This is a genomic window from Parabacteroides leei (genome assembly GCF_023369805.1).
Classification (GTDB): Bacteria; Bacteroidota; Bacteroidia; order Bacteroidales; family Tannerellaceae; genus Parabacteroides; species Parabacteroides leei.
In genome coordinates, this window is the sequence record NZ_JAMBQG010000010.1 from 25,868 (window position 1) to 44,715 (window position 18,848).

10 protein-coding genes, 1 tRNA gene and 1 pseudogene are annotated in these 18,848 nt (G+C 42.4%); 10 read left to right on the forward strand and 2 right to left on the reverse strand.

Features of this window, described 5'->3' with window-relative positions:
• Positions 1 to 65 precede the first annotated feature (65 nt).
• From M1P97_RS14945 to M1P97_RS14990, 10 genes and pseudogenes are all read left to right on the forward strand, one after another.
• Positions 66 to 974 carry an AraC family transcriptional regulator gene (locus tag M1P97_RS14945; protein WP_195371053.1) on the forward strand — a complete coding sequence of 303 codons (909 nt, stop codon included), beginning with the start codon at positions 66 to 68 and terminating at the stop codon, positions 972 to 974.
• Between the two features lie 250 nt (positions 975 to 1,224).
• Positions 1,225 to 4,683, forward strand: coding sequence for a DUF6383 domain-containing protein (locus tag M1P97_RS14950; RefSeq protein WP_195371055.1), 3,459 nt, complete (start codon positions 1,225 to 1,227; stop codon positions 4,681 to 4,683).
• Between the two features lie 186 nt (positions 4,684 to 4,869).
• The gene (locus M1P97_RS14955; RefSeq protein ID WP_249389501.1) at positions 4,870 to 8,016 is read left to right on the forward strand and encodes a GH92 family glycosyl hydrolase; all 3,147 of its coding nucleotides are present in this window, start codon (positions 4,870 to 4,872) and stop codon (positions 8,014 to 8,016) included.
• A 477-nt stretch (positions 8,017 to 8,493) separates the two neighbouring features.
• Positions 8,494 to 11,334: pseudogene (locus M1P97_RS14960) on the forward strand (SusC/RagA family TonB-linked outer membrane protein); the annotation flags it as partial.
• Positions 11,335 to 11,350: 16 nt separating this feature from the next.
• On the forward strand, positions 11,351 to 12,985 hold the full coding sequence (locus tag M1P97_RS14965; RefSeq protein WP_249389503.1) for a RagB/SusD family nutrient uptake outer membrane protein: 1,635 nt from the start codon (positions 11,351 to 11,353) through the stop codon (positions 12,983 to 12,985).
• Positions 12,986 to 12,996: 11 nt separating this feature from the next.
• Complete coding sequence (locus M1P97_RS14970) at positions 12,997 to 13,923, forward strand: LamG domain-containing protein (RefSeq protein WP_195371061.1); 927 nt, start codon at positions 12,997 to 12,999, stop codon at positions 13,921 to 13,923.
• Between the two features lie 193 nt (positions 13,924 to 14,116).
• Positions 14,117 to 14,198, forward strand: a tRNA-Leu gene (locus M1P97_RS14975).
• 80 nt (positions 14,199 to 14,278) lie between these two features.
• A complete protein-coding gene (locus M1P97_RS14980) occupies positions 14,279 to 14,830 on the forward strand; it encodes an RNA polymerase sigma factor (protein WP_195371063.1) in 552 nt (183 codons plus the stop codon).
• A 46-nt stretch (positions 14,831 to 14,876) separates the two neighbouring features.
• Positions 14,877 to 15,263 (forward strand): hypothetical protein, encoded by a 387-nt coding sequence (locus tag M1P97_RS14985; protein WP_249389504.1) that lies wholly within the window; start codon positions 14,877 to 14,879, stop codon positions 15,261 to 15,263.
• A 48-nt stretch (positions 15,264 to 15,311) separates the two neighbouring features.
• Positions 15,312 to 15,782, forward strand: a complete 471-nt coding sequence (locus M1P97_RS14990) for a hypothetical protein (protein WP_195371067.1) — start codon at positions 15,312 to 15,314, stop codon at positions 15,780 to 15,782.
• A 95-nt stretch (positions 15,783 to 15,877) separates the two neighbouring features.
• Here M1P97_RS14990 and mazG read toward each other — a convergent pair whose 3' ends face one another.
• On the reverse strand, positions 15,878 to 16,663 hold the full coding sequence (gene mazG, locus M1P97_RS14995; protein WP_195371069.1) for a nucleoside triphosphate pyrophosphohydrolase: 786 nt from the start codon (positions 16,661 to 16,663) through the stop codon (positions 15,878 to 15,880).
• A gap of 108 nt (positions 16,664 to 16,771) precedes the next feature.
• Entirely contained in the window at positions 16,772 to 18,847 is a 2,076-nt protein-coding gene (locus M1P97_RS15000) for a protein-disulfide reductase DsbD family protein (protein WP_195371071.1), read from the reverse strand.
• Position 18,848 lies beyond the last annotated feature (1 nt).

Consider the following 18,848-nt stretch of genomic DNA (forward strand, 5'->3'; position numbering starts at 1 on the left):
TCCGAAAAAGGAAGTGGCCGTTTTTTTATTATATTTGTCGCGGTTTACATATATAATAATGTATAGTGATAAAGATTAAAGAAGGATTTAAAGGAGAACGTTTTGTCTCTTTGCCGGACGAATTGCTGGAGGCTTATAGCCGGGAACCGCTTATCGGTAACTTATATGTCCGTAAGATCGGTTTCTTTCCCCGGGTGAAGTACCATTATGTACAGAAAGACCAGGGATGTAGTTATGCTATGCTTATCTATTGTATAGAAGGGGAGGGCTGGTATACCATTCATGGGAAGACTTATCCGGTGAAGCAGAACCAGTACATCATTATACCTCCGAATGTACCCTATTCCTTTGGCTCTTCCGAACATGATCCCTGGACGATATACTGGGTTCATTTCATGGGGAGACTTGGCCGGGAGTTTTTGCCGTCTACACCGGTGCCGGGTACAATCCTGCCCGGCGAATATTCCCGACTGCAAGACCGGGTGCAATTATTCGAAGAGATATACAGTTGCTTCTCGATGGGATATATTAAAGAATATATGGTTTATTCGTCGATGTGTCTGTATATGTTCCTTACCTCTTTTTTGTATTTGGAGCAATATCGTTATATTAATTTACCTAATCACAAGGAATACTCTTTTGCTTCCCGTGTGATCCATTACATGAACGAACATCTGGAACGTAACCTGACTTTGGACCAATTGGCGGCTTATTTTAAATATTCTCCATCCCATTTCTCCATGCTTTTCCAAAAAGAAACAGGGGTCTCGCCGATAAACTATTTTATCCGGCTGAAGATACAGAAGGCCTGCCAGTATATTGTATTGACAAACCTGAAACTGAATGAGATATCCACAAAGCTTGGTTTTGAAGAGCCGGCTTACTTTTCGCGTACTTTTACGAAGATAATGGGTATTTCCCCATCCGACTATCGTAAGAAAGAGTCGGAGCATAATAGGAGTCAGGATGAATGATCTGATATGTCCTTAAAACCGCATTATTTGTACGTTTTAAACCATTAACCGGATAAGAAAGCAGGGTTAAAGGGAAAAAAATATAACAAAAAAATAGTGCAACTAAAAAAGATATGTATCTTTGTCCTACGATTTAGGTGCAAAGCATGCACAAATAAAACGATCATAGAAGGATCGTGAGCTTTATATTTTATTACAGTATAGATTTTATTTGAACTTTATATTTTATTACTAATTAAATTATTTGATTATGAACAAAAAGTTTTCTACTCTTCTTGTCGGCGCCCTGCTGACAACAAGTCTTGGAGCTTTCGCGCAAGGTACTACACATGTACATACCGATGAAAATAAGATCGGTCATGGTATTACTCTTCGTCCAACTGCAACAGCCAGCGCTACAATTGGTGATGGCATTAATCATTTCGATGCAGATAAATTGTATCAATTGACAGACGCAGATGGGAAAGTATTGATCCAGACTCGTAATTACCGGACAGGTGAATTGAATTTGAAGTTGGTTGATGTGGCCGACGCTCCTATCAATGCTTCTTTATGGTCTATTAAGGTAACTAACGATAACGTAAGTGGTGTTAGCTATACAATGACAAACAAAGAAACAAACCTGGAGTTGGTTTATGCTCATGTTAATGCAACTCTGTTTGATGAACCGACAGTTACTTCTACAACTAACCTGGATGCTTCTATCCTGGAAGGATGTCTGACTAACTGGACCTGGTATTCTACAATTTCTCAGAATACAAATTTTGATTACAAACCTATCTATTCTTATTTTGCAAACCGTGACTCGGTAGTTGTTCTTCAGAAGAACTCAAGTAGCGAAATCATTGCAGCGAAATATTCTCATGTAGAAGCTGAAACTAACGTTCAGGCTATCACTGATGCTGTGAAATTGAAACCGGTTCTGGCTGGTGGTATCATCCTTACTGCTGATGATTTGAACAGAATGGTTGACTTCCAGTATGATGGTACATTCACTATCAGTTCTGCTGTGACTCCGAACACTGAAAGTCCGTTACTGACTAATAAGTTCACTGCTGTGGAACTTAATGATACAGACTTCCCGGTTGTTTCAACTGCTACTGCTACAGAATCAGTTAGAGAGAAGTTAGGTCTTAGCGCCACTTCTGGTGCTGATGCTTTAGTAGCAGAAGAGTTCGTATATCTTAAGAATGCTAAAGGTGAAGTTCTGTCTGTAGGTACAGAATTTTATTCAAGTCTGAGTAAGGAGTTGCCGTTGGTTTTGTTGGAAGATGCTCCTACAAGAGTGGCTATTCCTGAGGGAACAAACCTGACTCCGGGTACTTGGGAAGCTCGTAGCTTGTTTAGATTTACTTACTATCCTTCAAATGATAGTTTATTCATCGAGCCTATGAATGCTCTGCCGAAGAATCCGGCTAGCAGTTTGTGGCAGAATCCTGATTTTGCATTCAACTCTGTTTACAATGACTTGACGAAGCTTCATACAAATACAGCTGCTACTCCTGGTGCTGCTCTTCACTCTGATGAAAATGGTCAGGTAGCTGTTCGAATCGCTTATCTAACAGAAGGTAAGGCTGTTATTACTGCAAAGAATACTGAAACAGATGGCGGTATCGCACTTCCGGGCTCTCTGCAGACTAAATTTACATTCAAAGATAGAGACTTTAAGTATCTGTCTCGCGTAAATGTAGACCAGGGCTTGTATTTCATCACAGATGTAGCAACTGGTAAGAATGTGGTTGACAACTTCATCGGTCGTTTGATGCTGGATGCTGCTACAACTGCTCAGGATTACAATGATATGCCTGCTACTATGTGGGTTGTTAAAACTACGGGTTGCGGTGCTGTTCCTACAGTTGCTATCTACAACCGTGAATATGCAGACGAAGTATTCGAAGGTCAGCTTTATAAAGATGAAAAGGGTGTTTATTTCATCAATAGAAACTATCGTAGTTTCAGAGATAAAGAACTTCAGCATGCAGATACATATACATTTGCAGCTGTAGAAGATAACGAAGCTAAAACAAGTCCTCGTCATGGTTACAAGCACTTCAAGACTGAAGATTTGCTTTATACTAAGTATTACATGAACTACAACTTGTTTGCAAATCAGGAACTGTATCTGAACGTATCTGAAGAAAAGAGCTTTGCTCCGACTCCAGGTCAGGCAACAACTTATGAATTGACAGAAGCTCAGAATATTCTGGTTGATGGTGACAAGGCTATCGACGTACCGTTCGGTTACGGTGCTGAAATCGGTTTGCCGCAGCTTGCAAGAACAGCTTATGTTCTGAAAGTAAGCGACAAGAACCTGATCGACAACGATAAGATCTATGTATATCTGGTAAGCCCGCAGGGTAAGACTCCTTATTATAAGGCTATGACTAAAGAAGAAGCTGCTGCTTCTGCTGCAGATCAACCTAAGTTAGGTGTATTCTATCTGAAAGCTGATCAGGTGAAGGGTGACGAAATCTGCTATGTATTAGTAGATATCAACAGTGGTAATGTTTTGAGAATCAGCAATGGTTGGATGCAGGCACATTGCGAAGACGGTGTTGGCGAAATGAGCTACCTGCCTTTGGATAACGTTGCAACCGAAAGAGCTACAGCATTTGCTATTATCACAGACAACCGTCCGTTGTATATGGATCTGGGTGAAGTTGGTAAACATATCAATATGTTCCGTGCAAGAGGTACAGGCTCTGAATTCCTGTTCGAAGATTCTAACAACCAGAGCAACGCTCCGCAGGTTGTAAAAGACTTCGGTTACCTGGGTATGACAGCTGAAAAGATTCAGCCGATCGGTAAAGAAAGCAAAACTGCTATCTATGCTGACTATGTAGTAAGCTCAACTGACCGTATGCCTCAGTATCTGTTTGTTGTACGTCCGGATTCAGTGAAAGACGGCAAATGGTGTAACACTCACGGTTACAACCCGAACTGCGAACACGAAGTTGATTACAACGGTTACCTGGCCGGTAGCTTCCTGATCAACCTGACTGACTCGGTGAAAGGTAGCACTAACATGTTGAACAATCCTGACGTTTACAAATGGCAGTCTTACACTCGCCTTGGTTTCGTAGAAGGTGTTCACCAGGTAGATGCAACAGGCGAATATCTGTATATCTTGAAGAATGGTAAGAAATTGGCAGACCTGAGAACTAAGGACGGCGTTCTTGATCCTCGTGACCTGTACAATACTGAAATCTTCGAAAAGAAACCGGTAGACGGTTTACATAAGAATTATGCATTCTCTCTGCGTTTCACAGACGACGATCATAAGGACTTCTTACTGGAATCTAACCTGGATGGCGTATCTCACATTGCTTCATTCAAGGGTGCATGGGTGAAAATCCACAATGGTGTACCTGTATTGGCTGAATACACTGTAGATAACGGTAACCACGAAGATGACGACAAGAAGATGCAGGAACTGATCAACCAGGCTCAGATCTTCAACTTAGAAGATACTAGCGACTTTGCAACCTCTAACGAAGGTGTTTCTACATCAGGTGTTAGCGTAATTGCTGGTGAAGGTTCGATCACTATCCTGAATGCAACAGGTAAGACAGTTACTGTAAGCAACATCCTTGGCCAGACTGTAACAGTTCAGAATATCACTTCTGACAATGCAACTATCACTGCTCCTGCAGGTATCGTAGTTGTAGCTGTTGACGGTGAAAGCGCTGTTAAAGCTATCGTTAAATAAATAGGAAACTCCTGGTAAACCGTTAGGTTGACAGGTTACATACAACAAAGCCCCGCTGGTTATCCGGCGGGGCTTTTTGCGTATCAGGGAGCAGAATCGGAATATTGTACAACTCAATCGGAATAATATGACTTGCCGGAATTGCTGAAGATTGCTTCTTTTGTCAAGAAAATAATCTTTGCAATTATGAGAAAAAGAATACTATCCTTTAGTTGTCTTTGCATTTTGGCAATTACATCATGTTCAACGCCTGAACGACAATTGGTGTGGAATATAGGTGTGGCTGACAGTTCGGCCGTCGATCTGGCTTTGGGGCCTGACCGCTATAAAGAATTTCTTGCCAATGACTTTGGCTTTGAAGACCGGTATTATCTGGTTGGAAAAAGTGATGCCAAAGAGTCTTTCCCTTATGTTTTGCCCGGACCTGCCGACCAATGGGGAGGAACTTGGTCTACTGCCGGTCTGCGAACGCATGACACTAATATTCTCTTTGAGTTGGATAAACTTCCGGTGGAAGGAGAATGGAATCTGATAGTAGATCTGGCCGACAACTCACCTCATATTCCTCCTCTATTAAAAGTGATGATCAATAATTGTCAGGAAGAGAAGATACAACTGGCTCCGGGTGGGAGCGATGCCTCTATTACCGGTGACATGAGCCAGGCTAACCCCGTCCACTTAATTATTCCAGTAAAAAGAGAATCTTTGCGGAAAGGAGGAAACTGTATTACACTATCCGTCTTGGAGGGATCATGGCTTGTATTCGACCATGTAGGGTTGGAAGGTCCGGGAAGTGTCCGGGCGATCGCTCCGGAAAAAGCCTTTGTCCGTTCCGTTGAAGCAGCTAATTATGAAATAGAAGTAGAAGGAAAGAAAGTGCAACCGCTGCTTGTCGATGTGGAACATCTTGAAGGGCAGCCGCTTCTTTCTGTCAGACTTGATGGAAAAGAGATCCTGTCTACCCGTCTGGATACAGCCCGTTATTGCCTTGAAGCTCCGATGCCTTCCGTTACGGAGGGAGTGACAAGTGTCTTTGAGGTTCGTGCAGATGGTAAAGTGATTCAAAAAGGCGAGGTGCAGCGCCAGCATCAACCGCTTCAGTCTCTGGCGGAATATGTCGATACAAGGATTGGAACAGCTCATTCCCGCTGGATGATAGCCCCTGGACCTTGGATGCCTTTCGGGATGGTAAAACTGAGTCCCGATAATCAGAATGCAGGATGGCAGGCCGGTTATCAGCCGACCTTTGAAAGCGTAGGCTGTTTCAGTCATATCCATGAGTGGACAATGGGTGGTTTAGGGATGATGCCGGCAAACGGTCCTTTGAGGACTGTTATCGGTGACGAGTCTGATCCGGATTCCGGCTATCGTTCGCGGATCAATAAATTAAGTGAAGAAGCACCGTTGGGATATTATAAAGTCGATCTTACCGATTATGGTATCCGGGCGGAGCTAACCGCAACCACTCATTGCGGTTTCCAACGCTATACTTTCCCGTCGGATAAAGACAGTGCCCGTGTTCTGGTTGATTTACATATACCGGCAGAGTATGATTATCAATTGAAAGATATTGAGATTAAGAAAGTGAGCGATACCCGTATCGAAGGGTTTAGCCATCAGTTATCTAAAAATGTATGGAGTTCTGATGCAGACCAGGAATATACGATTCATTTCGTAATTGAATTTGACCAACCGATCTTGTCTATGGGAGGTTGGATAAATGAAAAGCAACAGCTGACAGATCGTCTGGCGGCCCGTGATATAAAAGATGCCGGAGTCTGGTTGCAGTTTGATGCCGGGAAGTCGCCGGTTGTACAGGCACGTTCCGGCCTGTCTCTGGTAAGCATAGCTAATGCGGCTGACAATTTGGAAAAGGAGATCAGTACTCCTTTCGGGTGGAAGTTTGATGAGGTGCGTACTAATCAGCAGAATGTGTGGAACGATTTGTTTGACCGGGTACAGATCACGACAAATAACCGGTTGGAGAAAGTTCGTTTTTATACAAATATGTACAGGGCGTTGTGTAGCCGTAATATATGGAGTGATGTAAACGGAGAATGGGTCTCCGCCGATGAAAAAGTACGTCGTTTTACGGATCCGGATGATGTGGCTTTGGGGTGTGATGCTTTCTGGAATACGTTTTGGAATCTGAATCAGTTCTGGAATCTGGTAACCCCGGAGTGGAGTAACCGCTGGGTAAAGTCTCAGTTAGGAATGTATGATGCAAACGGATGGCTGGCAAAAGGTCCTGCCGGTATGGAGTATATTCCCGTTATGGTGGCGGAACATGAAATACCGCTGATTGTCAGCGCCTGGCAAATGGGTATCCGCGGTTTTGACGGAGAGAAAGCTTTTGAGGCTGTGAAGAAGATGCAGACAACACCCAGTCAGAAGGTTTGTGGTGGTTATGCCGGAAACCGTGATCTGGCTCCTTATCTGAAACATCGATATGTGCCGACCGATCAGGGACGTTTCTCTAATACACTCGAATATGCATATGATGACTGGACCGTCTCTCAGTTTGCAAAAGCATTGAATAAGGAAGATGACTATACCTATTTTACAGAACGGGGTTCATGGTGGCGGAATGCCATTAATCCGGAAACGGGATATGCTCAGATGCGTAGTAGCGATGGTCGTTGGGCCAAAGATTTCGATCCGTTCCATTCGGGAGCCAATCATCATTATGTAGAAGGGAATGCGTGGCAGCTGACTTATTTTGTTCCTCAGGATGTCCCCGCACTAGCGGAAGTCATAGGGAAAGATCGTTTTGTGGAACGTCTGCAATGGGGATTTGAGGCCAGTGAGCCCTGGCGGTATAATGCGCCGAACGACCAGTATTGGGATTATCCTGTGGTTCAGGGTAATCAGCAATCCATGCATTTTGCATTCCTGTTCAATTGGGTCGGTAAACCGTGGCTTACCCAGCGTTGGAGTCGTTCTATCGTAGAACGTTATTATGGAACGGGTATGGCTAATGCCTATTTGGGGGATGAAGATCAGGGACAGATGAGTGCCTGGCTGGTCATGGCTTCTTTGGGGCTTTTCCAAACGGACGGAGGTTGTAGTATAGAGCCTATGTACGAAATAGCAAGCCCTTTGTACGAAAAGGTTGTGATTGATTTGGGAGAACGTTTCGGCAGAGGTAAGACCTTTACGATCGAGGCTCGTAATGCATCCCGAGCCAATAAATATGTACAAAGTGCCGTATTGAATGGCAAGCCTTTACAGTCTTTCCGTTTCCCGGCATCTGAACTATTAAAAGGAGGCTCTCTGATTCTTGAAATGTCCTCAGAACCTAATTATTCGTGGGGAGTGAAAGCTGATGAATAAGACACTCTTTGTTTTGTCTGGATTATAATCTGTATTTCACAGGATATTTATGTTTAAATTTTCTATCACAAGGATGTGTTATATTCTTTGTGATAGAATATATATGTTGTTTTATTGTTGATTACAAGTGTGTTATGTCGTTTTTGGAATAGTAAGATAGTGTAAGTATATCGGATAATTTTATTATAATTCTGTAAAATATAACCCATTACTTTGTTGTAGAGTTAAGTAAGAATTACAAAGTAGAATTAATGGGATAATTATGGTATAGTATCATAAATACTAATTACTAACTAATAATAATAGTATGAAACAAGTTAATCAAATGTCTAAACTTTTCGTTCGGGACTTGAGTCGAAGGATGAAAATTCCAATGATCCTGATTTTGTCGTTTTTAGTCTTTCCAGGCTATCTGGAGTCTAAAGAAGTGTTAACACCCCCCCCCCCCAGTTAAAAACAGATAATAATGTAACAGGGGAAGTAAAAGATGTTAACGGAGAGCCTCTGTTAGGAGTCAATGTTATGGTAAAAGGAACCTCTGTTGGTACGGTGACGGATATGGATGGTTCTTATTCTCTTACAAATGTTACCTCTAAAGATGTACTAATTTTTTCATTCTTGGGAATGTTATCTCAGGAAGTGACAGTCGGAAATCGTTCTCAGATAGATGTTGTAATGACAGAGGACGTTATCGGGCTTGAAGATGTGGTCGTAACGGGCTATACTTCGATGAAGCGTAAAGATATAACAGGTTCTGTCGCTTCAATAAGCGCTGAAAAGATCAGCAGAATCCCTGCCAACGATATTACTACCAGCCTGGTTGGAGTTCCGGGTATAAGAATGGATGGTAGTTCTATACGTATTCGTGGAACACGCTCTAGAAATGCCAGCAACGATCCTCTTATCGTATTAGATGGAATTCCTTATAATGAAACATTATCTTCCATCAATCCGGGTGATATTGAATCGATAGATGTCTTGAAAGACGCGTCGTCCACCGCCATATATGGGGCCAAAGGAGCGAACGGAGTTATATTGGTCACTACCAAACAGGCAAAAAAGGGAAAAACGTTGGTTTCTTATGATGGTTTTGCCGGTATCGGAGTCAATAACCGGGGCTCTTTTGACGTAATGGATGCCGATGAATACACCGCTTTTAAACGTGAAGCTTACCGGGCGGCAGGAACATGGAACAGTGAGGCGGATGATGCCAAAGCCTTTGCCGGAGCAGAGATCTCAAATCTGGGTACTATGAATACTGATTGGGCCGGTGAATATTTTAGACGTAAGCGTTTTTGGACAAATCATGTAGTTACGATTGCTTCCGGGAATGATAAAACCCAGTATAAAGTCTCTTTTAACTACCGGAATGATGATAGCCGCTATGAAAACAATCACTATGATAATTTTTATTTGACTACCGATCTTTCGCACCAGGTACTTCCTTTTCTGAAAGTCGGAGTTTCAAACCGTGCTTATTATACAATAAAAAATGATAAACCGGATGTTTTTCAGACAGTGATACACATGTCTCCTCTGACTCCGGTAAGGAATGGGGACGGCTCTTATAATACGTATCCGTTTGGTGATCCTTTTGTGAAAAACCCTTATCTGAATGAGAGTGATGAGGTTTATAAAGACAAGACGGAAGAATGGAAGATATTTCTTCGCCTATTTGCAGAAGTTAACCTGGCTAAGAACCTGACTTATAATACAAACTTTGCTTATAGCCCTTCTTTTTCTTCCAGAGGGTATTACTATGACAACAGAAGTGTATCTTATCAGGACGATCGTAATGTAGCAGGTATGCATAATAACCGTCAGGCGGACTGGGTGTGGAATAATGTATTGAATTATAAGCTGAGTTTTAAGAAACATACCTTTAACCTGTCGGGGGTATTTGAAATGCAGAACCGTCAGTTGGTAAATACCGGTATGTCGGGAAAAGAACAGGAATCACCGGCTTATCTGTGGTATAATATGGGAAGACTGGTAGATTCTAAAACTCTTTCTTCCAGTTTTACCCGTTCACAAATGGTTTCTTACATCGGACGTGTACAATACGATTATAATGACCGGTATATCTTTACAGCTTCTTTCAGAGAGGATGGGGCTTCCCAGCTTTCTCAGGGACATAAATGGGCAACATTCCCCTCAGGAGCGATTGCCTGGCGTGCTTCAGAAGAAGAATTCATAAAATCGTTAGGTTGGATTACCAACCTGAAGCTAAGAGCAAGTTATGGTTTAACAGGTAATTATGCTATTGCCGCATATGCAACTACTGGTAATTTGTATGGTACCTATGCGAACTTTAAAACAGAGTCTGGAGAAATTCATTATCCGGGTTTGGAGCCGGATACCCGACCGACACCGAATCTGGAATGGGAAAAGAATAAAATGCTCGATATCGGATTGGACTTCGGATTCCTTGACGGTCTTATTTACGGTTCTGTCGACTGGTACGATTCCAAAAGTTACGATCTGCTTTATTTGAAAACACTTCCGTATACTACCGGGTTTAATCGCGCCTGGGATAATGTGGGAGATACGCGTAACAGAGGTATAGAAGCTTCTTTATCCGGAACAATAATAAAGAAAAAAGACCTGGATCTGGGTGTGACTCTTTCTTACTATAGGAATAAAGAAGAGTTGGTGCGTTTGCAGGACCCAAAAATGAAAGAGGATATTAATAACGGACTTTTCGTTGGCTATCCTGTTAGTGGTGTGATCTATGATTATAAACAAGTCGGTATCTGGCAAACAGACGAGGCAGACCTGGCCTCTCTCTACGGACAGAAGCCTGGCGAAGTGAAAGTGGCTGACTTGGATGGTAATGGAAAGATAGATGGCAACGATCGTACGATCATTGGAACCAACAGGCCTGACTGGGTAGGTGGCTTGCAGATCAGCGGACGCTGGAAAGATCTGGATTTCTCCGTTGATTGTTATGGTGAGTTCGGTGCTATGGGTAGTGATGATTACAGTACGAATTTCTGGGCTTCTGAAATGGGACGCTGGAATACTGTAAAGATTGACTACTGGACACCGGAGAACCCATCAAACCATCATCCTCGTCCTGTGGCCGGTCAGAGTATCAAGTATTTGAGCTCTACAGGATATCATAAGAATAATTACGTGAATCTCAGGAATGTAACTGTAGGTTATACGTTGCCTCAGACACTGACGAATAAAGTCGTTAAAAAAGTTCGTCTTTATGTAACCGCAAACGATCCTGTCCGGTTTAGTAAGTTTCAGAATTCGGGCGGTATTTCATGGTGGGAAACATTTTACATTTTCGGTGTGAATCTTCAGTTCTAATTATAATCGGAAAAATATGAAAAAGATAATTATAACGGGCATGATCGCTCTTGGTATATCTGTATCGGGCTGCTCGGATTTTTTGAAAGAGGAATCATATGGTTCGACGACTGCCATTTTTGGAGAAGAAAATGGTATTAAAGCGCTCGTATACCAGTCGTATACAAAAGTAAATAATCTTTATGGAGGTGGGGGACAATGGCCTGCTTTTACAGAACATGGAGCCGATTTATTCCTGAGAGGTGGTAATTTTACAGACATGGGAGTATGCGATTATTATGGATTGGATGCCTCTAACGGAAATGTCAGTTGGCTGTGGAACCACTGCTACAAGGCTTTGGCGAATATCAATACATTTTTTGAAACCATCGATGATACGCCTTTTGCCAAAGAAGAAGAAAAAGATCAATATAAGGCGGAGATGAAAGTGATGCGTTCTCTCTTTCTTTGGATCATTACCGAAATGTGGGGAGATACCTATTTACCTCGTACAACCGATGAGGTTGAAGGTATGGAAGCTCGCCGCTCTACTCGTGCTGACTTTTACAAAGAGATTATCGGAGGATTGGAAGAAGCTATAACTATGTTGCCGGATAAGAGAACTTCGGAGTTTGGTCGTATAGATATGCCTTCGGCAAAAGCTTTTCTAGCCAGAATGTACTTATATAATGAACAGTTTGACGAAGCGATGGATATGGCTTCTCAGGTTATTGACGGTTCTTATGGCTTGGAACTTTCCACATCACTGAAAGATTTGTGGAACGACAGTAAGCGGAATAAAGAATTTATCTGGACTACGGAATTTGTTGAAGATGAATCTTTCAGGCAGAGTAGTTACTATTGGCAACATTTTGCAATGTTTATAGACCGCTTTGCCGGTGTAAAAACAGAATGTGGATGGACCGGCTATGGTGGTTGCGGTGCAGTACCTTCCTTATATTATATATCATTGTTTGATCACGATGCTGATTTGCGTTGGTCTGATTTGCATCAGTGGGTATGGTATTATAATGATCCGTCTGATGATACATCGGGTTTCCCGAATATGCAGGAGTTGTATGCGGATACGGCTTTATATCTGAGCATCGATCCTATCTCTACTGAAGAAAAAGCCAGGATGGCTTCTTGTTATACCGCGTTTGACGTAAATGATCTGTATGATTCAAAAGGTGTGCCGACTGATCGAAAGACATTTATAGGAATGACAAAATTTGATGACAATACCCGCCCGGGTGATATGTCTACCAATTCCGATCGGAACTATCCGGTATTACGTCTTGCTGAAATGTATCTGATCCGGGCAGAAGCAAAAATCAGAAGTACTAATAAGCAGGACCTGAAGGGAGCCGTTCAGGATATAATGACTATTCGGCAGCGTGCTATAAAAAGCGGATATGAGAAAGAGATGACAGTTACGGAAAAAGATATGACTCCTGAATTTATTTTGGATGAACGCGGACGTGAATTAGCAGGAGAATTTCAGCGCAGACTTGATCTTAAACGTCTGGGCAAACTGGTCGAGCATGTTAAGCTTTATAATCCGGATGCTGCGGCTAACATAAAAGAATACCATAAAGTATGTCCGATACCGCAAACGCAATTTGATGGTATGCCGGATTGGACTACCCTTGGTCAGAATGAAGGTTATTAAAATGAAATTATATGAGAACAAACTTTATAACAATAATAATGTTGGCAAGCCTTATGTGGATTTGCCAGTCATGCACAGACGATGACAACTCTTCCGCCAGGAATAATTTAGTAGAATGCATCCAGAAAGCGGAAACTTCGATTGCCGAATCTGTGGAAGCAAATGAAGAGGGTTGTATCGCTCCTGGTTCGAAAGCTATTTTGCAGACACGGATAGACTGGGCGTATTTTATTCTTCAGAACTCTCCGTCGGATGAGGCATATACGAATGCGTTATCCATATTGAATGATGCAATTGATGCTTTTTATGCTAATGTCGTTAAATCCGGAACTCCATTATTTGGCATAGGATCCAAAATGAAACTGGGAACTGTGGGTGAGTGGGGATTTGAAGAATGTTTTACCATAGAATGCCGGGTGAAATATACTGAGTTTGCAGGAGGCGATCAGAATGTGATTTCCTGCGAAAACGGAAATTCCGGATGGATGCTTAGAAGTAGTGGAAATGTCGTACAGTTCTATATCAATGACGGAGGGTGGGCAGGTTGCCAGACACCGGCATTGGAATTGAATCGTTGGTATCATATTGCCGCAAGCTATGAAAAAGGTAAAGGGCTTGTATTATATCTGGACGGACAGAAAGTAGGAAGTTCTTCTTGTGGAGCATTGGTCGTTAATTCAGTAACCGATTTACAGGCCGGCACGGCACCTTCTTATTCCAATCGTTATATGAGAGGATATATCCAGGATCTGAGTCTGTGGAAAGATGTAAGAATTGCGGAAGAAGTGGTAACAGATGTGAACTGTAATTTCTCCGGAACGGAAGAAGGGCTGAATGCCTACTGGCCATTGTCTCTTAATCTGGGTACGGAGATTACTGATGAAACGGGCACACGTGTAGCCAGTCTCGTCGATGTTGTCTGGGAGAGTAATGAATAAAAGAAAATGAAAATAGTATCCTTTCAATGTCTTAACCGGCGTTGGAAGGATATTTTTCAGGGAGGTCTTTCACTTGAAAGAATACCTGATTAAATATTCTCGAAAAATAATTACAGGATATTTTGTTTTATAAAAAAAAACGCTACCTTTGCACCGCAATCACGAGAGATTGCTTACCTGAAAATAATGAAATGCCCAGGTGGCGGAATTGGTAGACGCGCACGTTTCAGGTGCGTGTGTCGCGAGGCGTGCAGGTTCGAGTCCTGTTCTGGGCACTTCTAAAGCGGACAACTGTAAAGTTGCCCGCTTTTTTTATATCCGTATTTTTTTATATATTTACGCCAAAATGGAGAGGATGCAGCAGTATACAGAAGATGAACTAGTGGAACAGCTACGAGATTCGGCCAGGCAAAGGGATGCTTTTGCCCGGGTGGTAAATCTTTATGGGGAAAAGTTGTACTGGCAAATACGGAAGATGGTTTTAAGCCATGATGACGCAAACGATCTTTTGCAGAACACATTCCTGAAAGCCTGGACAAATATTGATTACTTCCGGGGGGAAGCAAAATTATCTACCTGGCTGTATAAGATTGCTATCAATGAATGTATAACCTTTTTGAACCGGCAGCGGAATATGAATAACGTGTCGATCGACGACACTGATGTTTTCCTGCTGGAACGTCTGAAAGGGGATGAGTATTTTGACGGTGATGAAGCACAGTTGAAATTACAGAATGCTATCCTGACTTTGCCCGAGAAGCAACGTTTAGTGTTTACCATGAAATATTTTGACGAGATGAAGTATGAGGATATGTCGGAGATCTTGGGGACTTCCGTGGGAGCCTTAAAAGCCTCTTATCATCATGCCGTAAAAAAAGTAGAGGAGTTTTTAACAAAAGACATTTAAACCTTTTGGACGAACGCTCGTCAAAAGAATATTAAAACGCAGGAGTATGGAAAAAGAACAAAATAATCTGGATCGTTTTAAAGGAAAGAATCCTTTTACCGTGCCTGAGGGGTATATGGAGGATTTGACGGCTGATATAATGAGCCGGTTACCTGAGAAACCGCAAGTAGAGGTGAAGAAGATCTCTATGATGGATCGTATGCGTCCGTGGTTGTATATGGCAGCTGTATTTGCCGGACTGGGACTGTTCTTTAAAGCTATTGTCGGTATCGATGGTGATCAGAGTAAGACGGATACATTATTAGTTCAGTCTAATGATGCTTCTGCTGCGATATCTGCTATACAGGATGCTGAGAATGAGGAATATCTGGAGTATCTGGAGGCACAGTACACAGATTATCTTTTAGCAGAAGAATTGGGCAATTATGAATAATTTGATGAAAAAAAGAAGTTATTAGCATATTTTTGTAATAATACTTGTATGAATAAAATATTTTTTATTACATTTGTGGCGATTTCAGTTTTATTCTCTTCGAAAGTGTTGGCGCAGGGAGATAAACAACATCGGCATTTTGACAGAGAGGCCTTTCAGGCAAAGAGAAATGCATTCATTACAGCAGAAGTGGGGTTAACCCCGGAAGAGGCAGCTGCTTTTATTCCATTGTGTGATGAGTTGCAACAGAAGATGTTTGAGGTTGGTCGCGAATGCCGGAAGCTTTCAAAAGAAATAAAGCATAAGAAGTCTCCAACAGAATCCGATTATTCAAAAATAAATGATGAATGTCTCGGAGTAAAAATGAAGGAGGCTGCTTTAGAAAAAGAATATTACGAGAAATTCAAAAAGATATTATCGCCCGAAAAGCTCTATAAGTACAGGCGTGCCGAATATAAGTTTGCACGTAGTTTTATGAGAGGGCCGGATGATAAGAAAGATGAAAACAAGAAAAAATAAAATATTATCATTATTTGTGTTTTTTGTTTAGATTTAGTTTTGGCGTTTAAGTTAAGGGAGGGGTGGCGACGTGATGTCGGTTCCCCTTTTGTTTTTTATAACCCTTTCGATTTGGCTTCGTCCCAGATTTTATCCATTTCTTCCAACGACATATCTTTTAGTGAGCGTCCTTCTTTGATGGTATGATCTTCCAGGTAATTAAAACGGCGGATGAACTTTTGGTTCGTGCGTTCCAATGCATTGTCCGGATTGATTTTATACAGGCGGGCAGCATTGATAAGGCTGAAGAACAGATCTCCGAATTCTCCTTCCATTTTATCTGCATCCATCTTGTCGATTTCCTCTTTTAGCTCGGTGAACTCTTCATGTACTTTATCCCATACCTGGTCGCGCTGTTCCCAGTCGAAACCTACGTTACGTGCTTTATCCTGGATACGGTGTGCTTTAACGACAGATGGGAGAGAAGCGGGTACACCTTCTAAAACCGTTTTATTACCTCCTTTTTCTTTTAGTTTTAGTTGTTCCCAACTCTGTTCTACCTTTTTAGCCGTATCGGCAGTTGCATCGCCGAATACATGCGGATGACGGTAAATCAGTTTCTGGCAGAGGCTGTCGCATACATCTTTAATATCGAAGGCCTCTTTTTCTTCACCGATTTTAGCGTAAAATACGACATGCAGAAGCAAATCCCCTAATTCTTTCTTGATGTTGTTGTTGTCATTTTGCATGATTGCTTCACACAATTCGTAAGTCTCTTCGATGGTGTTCGTACGAAGGCTTTCGTTTGTTTGCTTTTTATCCCAGGGGCATTTTACCCGGAGCTCGTCCAGGATGTCTAGCAGTTGCCCGAAGGCTTCCATTTTTTCTTGTCTTGTTGCCATTATAATAATGTACTGGTTTTATAATATGACAATATGCCAATGAAACTCCTCCTATTTATCCGGAGGGTATTTCAATTGGCATATTGGCGTGTTGAATTTATTATTCAATTACTTTTCTTCTTTCTTGAATTGTGTCAGTCCGTTTTGCAGGAACTGGATGTATTTTGATACATCTTCGTTGAATGCATACGACGGGCCGAGCGGCTTGCCTTCGTCATTCAAAAGAATATAGAATGGCTGGGCATTTGCTCCGAACTTGCTTCTCTGGAGGTAACTCCATTTGTCTCCGATCGTTTTCAACTTACGCACTTTACCATGTTCTTCTATTTCAATCGGATGAGGCAGTTTAGTCTTATCATCTACCATCAATGTGATCAGTACATAATCTTTCTCCAATAGTTGCTTTACTTTCGGGTCTGTCCATACGGATGCTTCCATCTTACGGCAGTTTACGCAACCGAAACCGGAGAAGTCGATCATGACAGGTTTGTTCACTCGTTTGGCATAGGCCATACCGGCTTCATAGTCATCGAAAGCGGCATGTACTTCGTCATCATATAAGCTGAAATCCTGTGTATACAAAGGAGGAGCGAAGGCGCTGATCGATTTCAGAGGTGCACCCCAAAGTCCCGGAACCATATACATGGCGAATGCAAACGAGATAATTGCCATAAACAGGCGGGGGACAGATACATATTTGACATCGCTGTCGTGGCTGAATTTGATCTTGCCAAGCAGGTAAAGGCCGAGCAATACGAAAATCACAATCCACAATACGATAAATACTTCACGGTCAAGTAAGCGCCATCCGTATGCCAGGTCGGCAACAGAAAGGAACTTCAATGCCAATGCCAGTTCGAGGAAGCCTAAAACTACCTTTACGGAGTTCAGCCATCCACCTGATTTCGGCATACTTTGCAGCATATTCGGGAAGATTGCGAACAAGCTGAACGGAATCGATAAAGCCAGTGCAAACCCGAACATTCCGATAGCCGGGCCAACTGCTGTACCCATCGAAGCTGCCTGTACCAATAATGTGCCGATAATCGGACCGGTACATGAGAAGGATACCAATACCAACGTAAACGACATAAAGAATATACTTAATATTCCGGTAGTAGAATCCGCTTTACTATCCAGCTTGGTTGTCCATGAAGCCGGCAATACCATTTCAAATGCTCCGAAGAATGAGATGGCAAATACTACCAGCAGCAGGAAGAATATGATATTGAAGATTGCGTTGGTAGATAAGTCATTCAAGGCACTGGCTCCGAAAATACCGGTAATCAGTAATCCCATAACCAGGTATATCACGATAATGGAAAGCCCATAAGTTAACGCGTCGCGTATTGCTTTTTTACGATCCTTGGTTCGTTTCAGGAAGAAGCTGACTGTCATCGGGATCATTGGCCATACACAAGGAGTAAGCAGGGCGATCAATCCTCCGAGGAAACCGGCGAAGAAAATGAATAGCCAGGAGGTATCGGTTGCTGTAACTGTAGTGTCGCCAAAAGCTTTCAAGTCATCGACAACGGGAGTCCAGAGGGCTGCGTCGTCAGTCAGTGCGTTAGCTATTTTAGCCGGACTGGTGATTACTTTTTCAGTTTCTGCTGCCGGGTCAGGAGTTGTAAGTGTTGCTGCTTCTTCAAGAACCAGGTTGGTATCCGGTTGTTCGGCGGTTACATCGTCTTTGTCTACGACAGGTGCATCGGCCGGTAATGTCAGTTTTGTGTTTTTTGCATCGAAAGCGAAGCTTACCCGGTCGGGAGGCAGGCATGTCTCGTCGTTACAGGCCATAAATTCAACTTCACCTTCTATTTTGAATTTCTTCGGATCGGTTATCTTTACCTTTTGAGTGAACGATACGGTTCCCGGATACCAGCGAAGGTCCATGGCGAACAATTCGTCGTATACTACCGTCGGTTTGACGGAGGAGACCGGTTGCCCGATCAATTCAGCTCCTTTTAGAGTCTCAAATGTAAAAGAGGTTGATACAGGTCCGCCTTCAGGCAGGTTCATGTCGTACAGGTGCCATCCTTTCTCGGAGGTTGCGGTAAACACAACTTCTTTTTCGGCAGTTTTGGAGTCTTCCAGTTTTATTTTCCACTTTACAGGTTGGTGTATCTGTGCCTGCACGGCCAGTGTTACGAACACCAGCAAAAAAACACTAAAGAGTTTCTTCATA

Bases quoted from the DNA above. Each gene is read 5' to 3' on its own strand.
- M1P97_RS14950 (WP_195371055.1), top strand. From the start codon at position 1,225: ATGAACAAAAAGTTTTCTACTCTTCTTGTCGGCGCCCTGCTGACAACA.
- M1P97_RS14955 (WP_249389501.1), top strand. From the start codon at position 4,870: ATGAGAAAAAGAATACTATCCTTTAGTTGTCTTTGCATTTTGGCAATT.
- M1P97_RS14965 (WP_249389503.1), top strand. From the start codon at position 11,351: ATGAAAAAGATAATTATAACGGGCATGATCGCTCTTGGTATATCTGTA.
- M1P97_RS14970 (WP_195371061.1), top strand. From the start codon at position 12,997: ATGAGAACAAACTTTATAACAATAATAATGTTGGCAAGCCTTATGTGG.
- M1P97_RS14980 (WP_195371063.1), top strand. From the start codon at position 14,279: ATGCAGCAGTATACAGAAGATGAACTAGTGGAACAGCTACGAGATTCG.
- M1P97_RS14985 (WP_249389504.1), top strand. From the start codon at position 14,877: ATGGAAAAAGAACAAAATAATCTGGATCGTTTTAAAGGAAAGAATCCT.
- M1P97_RS14990 (WP_195371067.1), top strand. From the start codon at position 15,312: ATGAATAAAATATTTTTTATTACATTTGTGGCGATTTCAGTTTTATTC.
- mazG (WP_195371069.1), bottom strand. From the start codon at position 16,663: ATGGCAACAAGACAAGAAAAAATGGAAGCCTTCGGGCAACTGCTAGAC.
- M1P97_RS15000 (WP_195371071.1), bottom strand. From the start codon at position 18,847: ATGAAGAAACTCTTTAGTGTTTTTTTGCTGGTGTTCGTAACACTGGCC.